The sequence below is a fragment of the Flavobacterium bomense genome (assembly GCF_003970355.1).
In genome coordinates this window covers 315325-327662 of the sequence record NZ_RYDJ01000001.1, presented here as the reverse complement: position 1 = coordinate 327662, position 12338 = coordinate 315325, and the positions used below count along the sequence as shown (strand labels likewise).

Sequence of the window (12338 nt, the reverse complement as noted above, 5' to 3'; positions counted from 1 at the left end):
AATTAAACTTATAGTTATTTTTATATGGTATAAAAGTATAAAAAGTATCTTTGTCTTTTAATATATAAAGATATGTTTTCAAAATTAGCGTACTCCGTATTCGAACAAAGTATCAACGATTATCATCAATTTGATACTGTTGATCAGCCCATAAATAATCCTTTCCCAAAGGATAAATTTGAACATTTGTTGTATCACAAAAACTGGATTGACACCGTGCAATGGCATTTTGAGGATATTATTCGGGATCCAAATATTGATCCGGTTGCCGCTTTGACCTTAAAAAGAAGAATCGATGCTTCTAATCAGGAACGTACCGATATGGTGGAATATATTGACAGTTATTTTCTTCAAAAATACAGTGCTGTAAAAGTAAAAGACCAAGCAAAAATCAACTCCGAAAGTCCGGCTTGGGCTTTTGATCGATTGTCGATTTTAGCCTTAAAAATTTATCACATGAATGAAGAAGCTACTCGTACAGAAGCTTCACAAGAGCACAGAGATAAATGTCAGGCTAAGTTGAATATTTTATTGGAACAAAGAACAGATTTGTCAACTGCCATTGATGATTTATTAACAGACATTGAAAATGGCAATAAATTCATGAAAGTGTACAAACAAATGAAAATGTACAACGATGATGATTTGAATCCTGTTTTGTACCAAAACAAGAAGTAATTTAAACCCTCTTTTGTCAAAAAAAATCCAACATATAGCCGTCATGAGACTTTCCGCAATGGGAGATGTCGCCATGACGGTTCCTGTTTTACGCGCTTTTGTAAACCAGCATCCGAATGTTAAAATCACAGTGATTTCCAGACCGTTTTTCGAACCTTTTTTTGAAGGAATTCCGAATCTTTCTTTTTTTGCTTTCGATGAAAAAGTACGACACAAAGGGGTTGCAGGATTGTTGCGTTTGTTCCAAGATTTAAAAGGTTTAAACATTGATGCTTTTGCCGATTTACACAATGTCTTGCGCTCTAAAATCATCCGAAACCTTTTTGCTTTAAGCGGAAAAAAAGTAGCTTCTGCGGATAAAGGAAGAGCCGAGAAAAAAGCGCTGACCCAGCCAGAAAACAAAGTGTTCCAGCAACTCCCTACGATGTTCGAAAGACACGTTAAAGTATTTGAACAACTCGGTTTTACAATTAATTTATCACAACCTGAATTTCCTCAAAAAGCAATTTTGAGCCCAGATATTCTTGCGATAATTGGAGAAAAAAACCAGAAATGGATTGGAATTGCTCCTTTTGCACAATACGATTCTAAAGTGTATCCGTTGGATTTAATGCAGGAAGTAATTGACAAATTAGCTCTGGACACAACCAATACCATTTTGCTTTTTGGCGGTGGAAAAAAGGAAATCGAAATCTTAGATTCGCTTGCTGCTAATAAAGAAAACATGATTGTTGTTGCGGGGCAACTCAAATTGCGACAGGAATTACAACTCATTAGCAATCTTGATGTAATGCTTTCCATGGATTCTGGGAATGCACATATTGCAGCAATGCTAGGCGTAAAAGTGATTACACTTTGGGGCGCGACGCATCCGTATGCAGGATTTTCACCGTTTAATCAGCCATTGGAAAATTCTTTGGTTTCCGATCGAAATATGTTTCCAAAATTACCGACTTCGGTTTACGGGAATAAAAAAGTAGCTGGTTATGAAGATGCGATGCGTACGATTTTGCCGGGGACAATAGTTTTAAAAATAAAAATGTTTTTTTGAACCATTAAGGTATTTAGAAAAATTACATCTCAATTATGCCTCTCAAGATGTTTTAAACAAAGCTACCGTAAAGGGAACAGTTTTCCTAAACATCATCATAATCTACATAGATAGTTTCAGAGGTAGGATGCGCTTGACAGGTAAGAATAAGTCCATCTGCGATTTCTTTATCGGTAAGGATAGAATTTTTCGTCATTTCGGCAGTTCCGGAGGTAATGCGAGCCAGACAGCTGCTGCAAATTCCGCCTTGGCAGGAGTACGGAGCATCAAGGCCTTGTTTTAAAGCGGCATCAAGAACGGTTTGTTTTTGTGACATTTCAAAAGTCGTTTCCTCATCATCCACCATAATCGTGATTTTGGTATGTCCACCCAATGATTTTTTTATTTGATTTTCTTCGGCAGACGGAGTGAAAAGTTCAAATTTTATAGCCGATTCCTTGACATTATTTTCTTTTAAAACATCCGAAACCGTATTGATCATTGTTTCCGGACCACACAAATAGAATTTTTCGAATTCTAATTCTTTGTGTTTATTTTTCAAAATGAAGTTGACGGTTGATTTTTCAATTCTGCCGAATAATTCACCTTCAATTTTGGACTGACTGTATACATAGTGAACAAAGAAACGAGCTACATATTTTTGTTGTAAATCATGTAATAGTTGGTGAAACATGGTTTCTTCTGGAGTTTTATTTCCGTAAACCAAGATAAAACTGCTTTTAGGTTCGCTGCTGAGAACACTTTGAATGATGGATAAAACCGGAGTAATTCCGCTTCCGGCTACAAAAGCTGCATAATTTCTGGCGCGATCCGCATCAGCAACAAAGGTAAATTTTCCTTCTGGAGTTCCTACTTCCAGGGTATCTCCCGCTTTTAGTTTTGTATTAGCCAATTGAGAAAATGCACCACCTTTTACGGCTTTTACCGCAATTCGCAATTCGCCGCTTTCCGGAGAAGAACAAATGGAATACGCACGACGGATCTCTTCACCGTCAAGTTTCAATTTTAAGGTTGTGTATTGACCAGCCAGATAGGTATAAAAAGCTTTAAATTCTAATGGGACGTTAAATAAGACCGAAACCGAGTCTGTGGTTTCTCGTTTAACTTCTTTAATGTTTAATTTATAGAATGACGACATGATGTTTTTTTTGCAAATATAGTAAACAGAATAGGTTTTTTGAATTCAAAATATTTGAAATTTAACATACATCACTAAGTTATGTATAAGTTTCTTATGTATATTTGTTAGGTACAATCGAGATGATTCCAAAACGCTCAATGACAAAAAAATGAAAAACTCACAATTATACAAAGGAAGTCTGAATACGATTATCATGAAATTGCTCGAAGAAAACGGCAAGATGTACGGATATGAAATCACTCAGAAAGTAAAGTTAATTACCCAAGGCGAACTCAACATCACCGAAGGTGCTTTGTATCCGGCCTTGCACAAACTGGAAGCCGAAGGTTTGCTGGATGTAGAGATCGAAAAAGTGGATAACCGCATGCGTAAATACTACAAACTCACGGAGAGTGGTCAGAAAGAAACCGTAAACCGACTCTCAGAACTCGAAGATTTCATTCGGAATATGCAGAGTTTAGTGAACCCAAGTCCAAAATTAGAATTTTAATTTTTTGAAGATGAAACTAACCACCCAACAAATAGAATATATAGCTAATTATGTAAAGTCCTTTGACATCAAATGGTATGAATTGCAAGTAGAATTTACAGATCACATGGTAAGCAGTATAGAGGAAATTTGGGAGAAAGATCCCGAACTTACTTTTCATCAAGTGAAACAATATGCTGAAAATAAGTTTACAGAGGATTCTAGTTTTAAAGCGATTCAAGAGGAAAGAAAACGTATTTTACAAAAATTGTACAGAAAAGTACAATGGAAAATGATAACTGAATATTTGAAGTTTCCTAAAATTTTTGGAAGTATTCTTTTAGTATATCTCGCTTATACTTTTTCAGCTTATTTTGTTAGTCCTCAGAAATATTTAGCGGTATTATTTTGTTCTTTATTACTCATTGGTTTGCCATCGTTATATTACTGGTGGAAAAGCAAAGAAATTGATGGTAAGCACTTTTTAACTTTAGAAACCTTAAACCCTAATCTTTTGGTATTTTCTTTTCCTAATTTGGGAATGAGTATGAGTAATCTACTGAAACAAGAATTAGTCCAATACCAATGGTTGGTATTACTCTTTTGTTGTATTTGGGTATTAGGAATTTTGATTTCAATTACAGCAATTCACCTTCAAAAAGAAACAAAGGAAAATGTCAAAAAACAATACCAACTGAATTAATTTCACATGAAACTAACCCACCAACAAATAGACCAACTTTACCTTTTTACCCGTCAGCATTATGTGGAATATTACGATCTACAAACGGAATTGGTCGATCATTTAGCAAACGCTATTGAAACTGAATGGGAACAAAATCCTAGACCAACTTTTGACGAAGTTCTACATAAAGAGTTCAGGAAGTTTGGCGTTTTTGGTTTTATGGATGTGGTAGAAAGTCGGCAAGTAGTTTTAGGAAAAAAATACAACCGTATCGTATGGAGTCATTTCAAAGGTTTTTTTACCATACCTAAAATTATATTAACTGGGTTTTTGATTTTAGCAGTGTTTTATTTTCTTAAAGAATATTATACAAAAGAGATTTTTACCGCAACGATGCTTTTTTTAATTAGTAGTATGCTGCCTTTTTTGTTTTTTGAAAACAGAAAAATGAAGAAGCGCAAGCAGGAAACGGGAAAAATTTGGCTTTTTGAAAAGATACTATCTAATTATGGAACTTTTCCGTGGTTAATGATTTTGCCCATTCATTTTTTTAATATCATTAGAATTGATCGAATTTCAAATCCAAGTGACTTGGTACTATTTTGCATGAGCCTGTTTATAGTCTCAATGTCTTTGGCGATTTTCATTGTATTAAAAATAATCCCTTCCAAAGCTGAGGCCTATTTAAAACAAACCTATCCGGAATATAAATTAGAAAATTTGTAACGTTTTCTCATTTTGACTACCTACTATAAAACCAAAAGAACCAAACTATGATTCAAAAATTTCTTTATCTCGAATGGAAAGCATTTTTTAGGTCAGCTTCCTTCGCAACTAATTTGGCTTTGAAAATCCTGATGGGTTTTGTTGCCATTTATTTCATTTTAATTTTCTTGGCATTAGGAGTCGGGGCTTTTTATATTCTGAAGAAAATGAATCTGGATCCAATTGTTACCGTAAATCAATTCCTGATTTATTATGTGTTGATGGATTTAATCATCCGATTGCTGTTGCAAAAAATTCCGGTAATGAACATTCGCCCCATGTTAATTTTCCCCATAAAAAAATCCACGATTGTTCATTTCTCACTAGGGAAGACGGTTTTGTCCTTCTTCAATTTGGTGCACTGTTTTTTCCTGATTCCGTTTTGTGTTGTTTTAATTATCGAAGGCTATGATGTAGTTTCCGTAATGCTTTGGTACACTGCAATCTTTTCTTTGCTATTTACCAACAATTTTCTAAATATTCTACTGAGTAATAAAGACAATTTATTTGCCATTTTCTTAGCACTAGCTGCTATTTTAGGAGGATTACACTATTACGGACTCTTTAATATTACGGAGTTTACAGCGCCATTTTTTAATGCTATTTTCAATACGTATTGGGCTTTTGCCATTCCGGTTTTGGTTTTAATCGTGCTATATTATATTACTTTTCAGTATTTCAAAAAGAATTTATACCTCGATGCGGGGTTGTCAAACAAACATGATGAAGCCAAAACAGAAGAGCTGACTTGGTTAAACCAATTTGGAACCATAGGAACCTTCTTGAAAAACGACATAAAATTAATCAAAAGAAACAAACGTTCTAAAACCACTGTGGGATTGAGCGTCATGTTCCTTTTTTATGGCTTTCTTTTCTTTACTAATGGGATTGAAGCGTATAATAATCCTATAATGCATATTTTTGCAGGGATATTCGTTTCGGGTGGATTCTTAATCACTTTCGGACAATTTGTACCGAGTTGGGACAGCGCGTATTACCAATTAATGATGACGCAAAACATTCCGTACAAAGGCTATTTGAGTTCGAAGTGGTGGCTGATGGTAATTGCTACAATTGTGACTACAACCATTGCTTCGTTTTATCTTTACTTTGGATGGCAGGTATATTTAACCATTGTTGTGGGTGCCATTTATAACATTGGAGTCAATTCTCATTTAGTTTTATTGGGTGGCGCGTACACTAAAACACCAATCGATTTGAGTTCCGGGAAAGGCGCTTTTGGAGATAAAAAAGCATTCAATGTAAAAACGATGCTAATTTCACTGCCGCAATTAGGATTGCCCGTTTTACTGTATTGGGCCGGTTCTACTCTAGCTGGTGCTAATGTGGGATTAGCCATAGTGGCTTCGGCAGGAGTGATAGGTTTTGCATTCAAAGACAAAGTTTTCACCTTGATTGAAAAAATCTATAAATCAGAGAAATACGCAACCATTGCGGCTTACAAACAAAAAGGATAAATAGCAATCACATTATCCAAACAACCAGTTAACCGACTAAACTTCAAAAAATGATACAAGTAAATAACCTTTCGAAAACATACAACGGAACAACCGTATTAAAAATAGATACTTTAGAAATAAAAAAAGGCGAAAGCTTTGGATTAGTAGGGAATAACGGAGCCGGAAAAACCACTTTTTTCAGTCTTTTATTAGATTTAATTCAGCCATCAACGGGAAATATTATCAACAATGACATTCAGGTAAACACCAGCGAAAACTGGAAACCGTTCACCGCTTCTTTCTTGGACGAAAGCTTTCTCATTGGGTACTTGACGCCCGAAGAATATTTTTATTTCATTGGCGATTTACGCGGACAAAACAAAGCCGATGTGGATGCTTTACTGGCAACACACGAAGAGTTTTTCAACGGAGAAATCCTCAATAACAAGAAATATTTACGCGATTTATCCAAGGGGAACCAGAAAAAAGTAGGCATCATCGCCACTTTAATCGGGAATCCGGAAGTCATTATTCTGGATGAGCCGTTTGCCAATTTAGATCCCACGACCCAATTTCGATTAAAAAAAATCATCAAGGATTTAGCGGATAATCCGGAAGTAACCGTTCTGGTTTCTAGCCACGATTTACTGCACACCGTTGAGGTCAGCAACAGGATTGTTGCGCTGCACAAAGGCGAAGTGGTCAAAGACATTCAAACTTCGGAGGAAACCTTAAAGGAATTAGAACTATTTTTTGCCGTTTAAAATTCAACGCAACAGTCGTAGACTAAACTTTTACCGCTAATTTGCTAATTGCATTTATTAATTTAAATGTTCAGTTTGCGAATTAGCGGTTTTTTTTGGGCGTAACCCTCCGTGATTGCTTCGTCGTTCCTCCTCGCAACTTCGGGTCGGGCTGTACGCTGTATCCACGCTAAAAAGCGAGGGATGCCGCTTCCATCCCTTACGCACGATAGGAAAACCGAAATATAACACCATAATTTTCACGATAGCAAAAAGAAATGTATTTTTACCACTAAATATACTAAAACGGGTATTTACTAGTTAATTGATAAAAAACGTTTTCCATTGAAAATCAATAGATTCAAGCAGTTATTTTTCTTTTTCTTTTTTTCTTTTTTGGCAGCCTGTTCTACCAAGAGAGATACTTTTATGGCAAGAAATTCACACGCGTTAAGTACCAAGTATAATATTTTATATAACGGTCAAGTAGGATTGGATAAAGGAGTTCTGGCGGTAAATGCCAATAGCGATGATGATTTTTGGCAACTTCTGCCGGTAGAAAAAATGCAAATTGTAGAAGATTTTACTTCCACAACAAAACCTAAAAATACCGATTTTGAATTGGCAGAAGCCAAAGCGACCAAAGCCATTCAAAAACATTCGATGAACATTGGTGGCAGAGAAAAAAACAGTCAAATAGACGAAGCGTATCTGATGCTTGGAAAAGCCAGGTATTACGACCAGCGATTTGTTCCGGCACTCGATGCTTTCAATTACATTCTCTACAAATATCCAAACAGCAGCAAGATTTATGAAGCCAAAATTTGGCGGGAAAAAACAAACATGCGTCTGGGAAATGATGCTTTGGTCATAAAAAACATCAGTAAATTAGTAGAAGATCACGACCTGAAAAATCAAGTTTTTGCGGATGCAAATGCCCTTTTGGCCGCTTCTTTTTTTAATTTAGAAGAAAAAGACAGCGCCGTTGCTAAGATCAAAAACGCGATTGAATTCACTAAAATAAATCAGGAAAAAGCACGATACCGTTTTGTTTTGGGACAACTGTATCAGGGATTAGGATACAAAGACAGCGCGGTTGCATCCTATCAATCCGTGATTGACATGAACCGAAAATCCGAAAGAAGATTTGTCATTCAGGCGCATGCCAAAAAAGCCGAATTGTTTGATTATGAAAAGGGAGATTTTAATTCTTTTGTTGAAACCTACGATGAATTAATAGAAGACAGAGAGAACAGGCCTTATAAAGATCTGATTTTTCATCAAATGGCAGTGTTTTATGATAAACAAAACAGACAGGAACAAGCCTTAGATTTTTATAACGCCTCGTTAAAGACCAGTTCAAAAGACACCTATTTAGTAGCGTCAAATTATAGAAATTTAGGAAACCTGTATTTTAGAAATGCGGATTATCCTGTGGCGGCAAAATATTATGATAGTACCTTGGTTAAATTGAATACAAAATCAAGGGAGTTTAATAAAATACAAAAAATAAGAAGCAATCTCGATGAGGTGATTTTGTATGAAGCGCTAGCAAAGCGAAATGACAGCATCCTGAATGTGGTGGCGATGAACCCTGCGGATCGTCAAACTTATTTTGAAAAGTATATCGTTCAACTAAAAGAAAAAGAGGAGGCCAAAAGACTTTTAGCGGAGCAAAATAAAGCAAAACAGGAAAACATAGAGCGGAATAATTCGATTGGATCGGCAGGTTCGGCTTCAGATCAAGAGTCCGCAAAACCCATTCGGAAATCACCCATGATGCCACCAACCATTCCCAGCGCGACGACCCAATCAGCGGGTAGTTTCTATTTTTATAATCCTACAACAGTTGCTTTTGGAAAAGTAGACTTCAAGAAAAATTGGGGAGAAAGGACTTTAAATGGGAATTGGAGACTTTCATCAGGAAATGCTAACCCAACTTTGGCTGCTGCTTCGGTTGAGGACAGTCAATCCGTTGAAAAGAAAACGGAATCAAATAAAATTATAGAAGAACATACACCAGATTTTTACCTGAAACAGCTTCCTACGGCACAAATCGAGTTAGACAACATAGCCAAAGAACGTAATTTTGCTTACTATCAATTGGGTATTATTTATAAGGAAAAATTCAAAGAAAATAGTTTGGCTATTGCAAAATTGGAACAATTATTAAACAATAATCCAGAGGAAAAACTGGTGCTTCCAGCGATGTATAATTTGTATAAATTATATCAAATCACCGATGTAAACATGGCAACTGCGATGAAAAAGGAGATAACAATTCGGTTTCCGGATTCGCGTTATGCACAAATAATTAACAACACCAATCCGGATGCAATTTCTCAAACTGAAACCCCGGAAAGCGTCTATGCTAAGTGGTATAAAGCATTCCAAGAAGAGCAATTTATTGCCGTTATAGAGCATTCAGACAGCTTGATTACTCAATTTTCAGGCGAGGATATTGTATCTAAATTCGAATTGCTCAAAGCAAGTGCCATTGGAAAACTAAAAGGTGTGACGGCCTACAAAAACGCATTACAAGAGGTGGCTGATAATTATCCAAATAGCGAAGAAGGCAAAGGAGCACAGGTTATTTTGAATGACCAAATCCCGTTTTTAGAGAAAATGGAGTTGAATACAACGGATTCAAATAATTGGAAAATTCTATATCAAGTAGGTTCTCGTGACGATAAAAATACAAAAGCAGTGGAAGAAAAAATTAAAATGTTCATAGCCAGTGAAAATCTTCAGAAACTATATTATTCCTATGATATTTATACGGAGAAAGAAAATTTCATTACCATTCACGGTATAAAATCACGGGTTTATGCAACTGACATAACATTGGTTTTAGCAGAGAACATAAAATATAAAATCACGGATGCCGCAATAGTGGTTTCAGGTGAAAACTACAAAGTAATCCAAATCAAGAAAAATCTCGAAACGTATTTGGTACCAAAAAAGCAATAATTATGTTTGATAAAAAAGCAAAATCCTATACCGATCTTTTAGGAAAAACGAATCGGATTGTTGAAGGAACTACGATAAAAGGCGATATTATTTCGCAGGCTGATTTTAGATTAGACGGAAATTTAATTGGTAATTTTCAGTCAGAAGGAAAAATAGTGATTGGACCCGCAGGAAGTGTCACTGGAGATATTGTATGCAAAAATGCGGACATCGAAGGAAAATTTGAAGGTAAAATTCAGGTAACCGAAGTATTGAATGTAAAATCAAAGGCCAGTATTCATGGAGAAGTTATTGTAGGGAAATTAGCAGTAGAGCCAGGCGCTGATTTTAGTGCATCTTGTGCCATGAAAACAAATATTAAAAATGTAATGCAAAACGATGGACAACAAACCACCCCCGAAAAGAGCGAATAAATGGCTGCAGTTCATTAATATTCCAATTCAAATGGGAGTTATCATATTTTTGTTTTCCTATCTTGGGGACTGGTTAGACGAGAATTATCCCCATCCAAGAGTATATTACAGTAAAATTGTAGTGATGGTTGGCGTGGTTTTGGCATTGTACAATGTAATCCGTCAGGTAAACGAAATCAATAAAACGCAGTAATTTTTCAAAATAAAAAGCGTAAAAACCAATCGTAACACGTTCCGATTTTACAAATTAAAATAACGTTGCGCCTGAGTGCCTTTGCGGCAAAAAACAAATACAATGAATTTAAAAAAATACAAACCACTGCTGCCTTTATTGGTGCTTGCGGGATTGGCTTACGGTATTCATAGAGTTATTTTTTATGTTTTGCACATAAATGACTCCACTTTTTACTATTCGATAGAAACCCTATACCTGCTGTTCTTGGCGTTGTCAATTATGGTATTTGTGGTTTTGCTGAAAGTGAAAGAACGAAGTTTTGATAATGTAGGCATGTCATTTCTTTTGAGCACCAGTATCAAAATGATAGTTTGTTATTTGATTTTAAAGCCTATATTGCGGGTTACAATTGAAATTAAATCAATAGAGAAAATTAATTTTTTTATAATGTTTATTCTCTTTTTAGCAATCGAAACCATATTAACAATACGTATCTTAAACGAAAAGCAATAAATATATTTTTTAAGGAACAAATCCATCAAAAATAATTTTTTATATTCTTTTGCATATTAATAAAAGATGTACATTTGCACCAAATTTCAGAAACGTAATAAATTAAGATAATTAACTGTTATGGTGATTTCAAACAAACCACTTAGATTCATAGTAGCGACTTTAGTAGCGTGTCTTCCTTTAATTAGTTTTGCAAATCCGGAACAGGATTCTGTGAAAGTAAAAACAGAAGTTGCTCATGAGGCAGCTGAAGGAGCTCATGCTGAACCAACAGATGTAAAATCTGAAATTAAAGAATTTATCAATCATCACCTTTTAGATTCACATTCTTTTACCTTTAATGCGGATAAAGAATCAGGATCACATAATGGTTTCTCATTGCCTGTTATCCTTTGGGACAATGGTTTGCAAGTATTTTCTTCTTCAAAATTTCATTATGGTGAAGAAACAGCAGAACACAATGGAAACTTCTACGTATTGCACCACGAAAAAATATACAAAACAGAGGCGGACGGAACTTTAACAGAAGGCGAACATGGTCATCCTACTAATGTAACGCCACTTGATTTATCCATCACTAAAAGTGTGGTTGGTATTTTGTTTGTCGCCATTTTAATGTTTATCTTGTTTAAAGGTTTAGCAAAATCATATACTAAAAACGGAGGAATCGCTTCAGGAGCCGGACGCATATTTGAACCGATTGTTTTGTATGTCAGAGACGAAATTGCCATACCAAATATTGGAGAAAAAAATTATAAGAAATACATGAGTTACTTGTTAACGATATTTTTCTTTATTTTATTTCTAAACATTTTAGGGTTAACGCCACTGGGATTCAATATAACGGGAAATATTGCTATAACAGCATCGCTGGCTATTTTGACGTATGTAATTACCACTTTCTCAGCCAATAAAAATTACTGGGCACACATTTTCTGGATGCCAGGGGTGCCAACTCCAATGAAATTTATTTTGGCGCCAATTGAATTATTGGGAACCATCATCAAACCATTTTCATTAATGATCCGTTTGTACGCTAATATTTTAGCAGGACACGTAGTTTTGATGAGTATCATTGGTTTAATGTTTATTTTTAAAAGTTGGATTGGAAGCAGTTTGTCATTTGGATTGGCATTTGTGCTTATGATTCTTGAAATATTAGTAGCTTTTTTACAAGCGTATATTTTCACTATGTTATCCGCACTTTATTTTGGAGCAGGAAACGAAGAGCATCATCACGAAGAGGCTCACCATTAAGTCGAAAGTCAAACGTTG

The 12338-nt window shown here is 35.4% G+C and carries 13 protein-coding genes; 12 read left to right on the top strand and 1 reads right to left on the bottom strand.

The annotated features are described in order from the left end of the window. The first annotated feature begins 72 nt into the window (after window positions 1-72). The gene (locus tag EKL98_RS01445; RefSeq protein WP_126561354.1) at window positions 73-678 is read left to right on the top strand and encodes a DUF4254 domain-containing protein; all 606 of its coding nucleotides are present in this window, start codon (window positions 73-75) and stop codon (window positions 676-678) included. A gap of 43 nt (window positions 679-721) precedes the next feature. Beyond that, window positions 722-1729, top strand: coding sequence for a glycosyltransferase family 9 protein (locus tag EKL98_RS01440; protein ID WP_126561353.1), 1008 nt, complete (start codon window positions 722-724; stop codon window positions 1727-1729). An 85-nt stretch (window positions 1730-1814) separates the two neighbouring features. Here EKL98_RS01440 and EKL98_RS01435 read toward each other — a convergent pair whose 3' ends face one another. Then, entirely contained in the window at window positions 1815-2867 is a 1053-nt protein-coding gene (locus tag EKL98_RS01435) for a ferredoxin--NADP reductase (RefSeq protein WP_126454992.1), read from the bottom strand. Between the two features lie 151 nt (window positions 2868-3018). On the opposite strand from EKL98_RS01435, the gene EKL98_RS01430 reads away from it, so the two are divergent. The 10 genes from EKL98_RS01430 (at window position 3019) to atpB (ending at window position 12320) form a co-directional block, all read left to right on the top strand. Beyond that, window positions 3019-3360 carry a PadR family transcriptional regulator gene (locus EKL98_RS01430; protein WP_091259149.1) on the top strand — a complete coding sequence of 114 codons (342 nt, stop codon included), beginning with the start codon at window positions 3019-3021 and terminating at the stop codon, window positions 3358-3360. Window positions 3361-3370: 10 nt separating this feature from the next. Continuing rightward, window positions 3371-4042 carry a hypothetical protein gene (locus EKL98_RS01425; RefSeq protein ID WP_126561352.1) on the top strand — a complete coding sequence of 224 codons (672 nt, stop codon included), beginning with the start codon at window positions 3371-3373 and terminating at the stop codon, window positions 4040-4042. Between the two features lie 6 nt (window positions 4043-4048). Then, a complete protein-coding gene (locus tag EKL98_RS01420; protein WP_126561351.1) occupies window positions 4049-4750 on the top strand; it encodes a hypothetical protein in 702 nt (233 codons plus the stop codon). Between the two features lie 47 nt (window positions 4751-4797). Further along, window positions 4798-6267 carry a DUF5687 family protein gene (locus tag EKL98_RS01415; protein WP_126561350.1) on the top strand — a complete coding sequence of 490 codons (1470 nt, stop codon included), beginning with the start codon at window positions 4798-4800 and terminating at the stop codon, window positions 6265-6267. A 50-nt stretch (window positions 6268-6317) separates the two neighbouring features. Continuing rightward, window positions 6318-7013: an ABC transporter ATP-binding protein gene (locus tag EKL98_RS01410; RefSeq protein WP_126454999.1), complete on the top strand. Its 696-nt coding sequence runs from the start codon at window positions 6318-6320 to the stop codon at window positions 7011-7013. Between the two features lie 324 nt (window positions 7014-7337). Beyond that, the gene (porW, locus tag EKL98_RS01405) at window positions 7338-9962 is read left to right on the top strand and encodes a type IX secretion system periplasmic lipoprotein PorW/SprE (protein ID WP_158616359.1); all 2625 of its coding nucleotides are present in this window, start codon (window positions 7338-7340) and stop codon (window positions 9960-9962) included. Between the two features lie 2 nt (window positions 9963-9964). Next, window positions 9965-10375 carry a bactofilin family protein gene (locus tag EKL98_RS01400; protein ID WP_126457781.1) on the top strand — a complete coding sequence of 137 codons (411 nt, stop codon included), beginning with the start codon at window positions 9965-9967 and terminating at the stop codon, window positions 10373-10375. Next, the gene (locus tag EKL98_RS01395) at window positions 10341-10568 is read left to right on the top strand and encodes an AtpZ/AtpI family protein (protein WP_126455003.1); all 228 of its coding nucleotides are present in this window, start codon (window positions 10341-10343) and stop codon (window positions 10566-10568) included. The genes EKL98_RS01400 and EKL98_RS01395 overlap by 35 nt, the downstream gene beginning before the upstream one ends. A 102-nt stretch (window positions 10569-10670) precedes the next feature. Beyond that, window positions 10671-11063 (top strand): hypothetical protein, encoded by a 393-nt coding sequence (locus tag EKL98_RS01390; RefSeq protein WP_126561349.1) that lies wholly within the window; start codon window positions 10671-10673, stop codon window positions 11061-11063. A gap of 120 nt (window positions 11064-11183) precedes the next feature. Beyond that, complete coding sequence (gene atpB / locus EKL98_RS01385; protein ID WP_126457783.1) at window positions 11184-12320, top strand: F0F1 ATP synthase subunit A; 1137 nt, start codon at window positions 11184-11186, stop codon at window positions 12318-12320. The last annotated feature ends 18 nt before the right edge of the window (window positions 12321-12338 follow it).

What these genes read in the sequence shown, in the direction of transcription:
- EKL98_RS01415 (WP_126561350.1), top strand. Translation starts at nt 4,798, where the DNA reads ATGATTCAAAAATTTCTTTATCTCGAATGGAAAGCATTTTTTAGGTCA.
- EKL98_RS01390 (WP_126561349.1), top strand. Translation starts at nt 10,671, where the DNA reads ATGAATTTAAAAAAATACAAACCACTGCTGCCTTTATTGGTGCTTGCG.
- EKL98_RS01425 (WP_126561352.1), top strand. Translation starts at nt 3,371, where the DNA reads ATGAAACTAACCACCCAACAAATAGAATATATAGCTAATTATGTAAAG.
- EKL98_RS01445 (WP_126561354.1), top strand. Translation starts at nt 73, where the DNA reads ATGTTTTCAAAATTAGCGTACTCCGTATTCGAACAAAGTATCAACGAT.
- EKL98_RS01430 (WP_091259149.1), top strand. Translation starts at nt 3,019, where the DNA reads ATGAAAAACTCACAATTATACAAAGGAAGTCTGAATACGATTATCATG.
- EKL98_RS01420 (WP_126561351.1), top strand. Translation starts at nt 4,049, where the DNA reads ATGAAACTAACCCACCAACAAATAGACCAACTTTACCTTTTTACCCGT.
- EKL98_RS01400 (WP_126457781.1), top strand. Translation starts at nt 9,965, where the DNA reads ATGTTTGATAAAAAAGCAAAATCCTATACCGATCTTTTAGGAAAAACG.
- EKL98_RS01410 (WP_126454999.1), top strand. Translation starts at nt 6,318, where the DNA reads ATGATACAAGTAAATAACCTTTCGAAAACATACAACGGAACAACCGTA.
- atpB (WP_126457783.1), top strand. Translation starts at nt 11,184, where the DNA reads ATGGTGATTTCAAACAAACCACTTAGATTCATAGTAGCGACTTTAGTA.
- EKL98_RS01440 (WP_126561353.1), top strand. Translation starts at nt 722, where the DNA reads ATGAGACTTTCCGCAATGGGAGATGTCGCCATGACGGTTCCTGTTTTA.
- EKL98_RS01395 (WP_126455003.1), top strand. Translation starts at nt 10,341, where the DNA reads ATGGACAACAAACCACCCCCGAAAAGAGCGAATAAATGGCTGCAGTTC.
- EKL98_RS01435 (WP_126454992.1), bottom strand. Translation starts at nt 2,867, where the DNA reads ATGTCGTCATTCTATAAATTAAACATTAAAGAAGTTAAACGAGAAACC.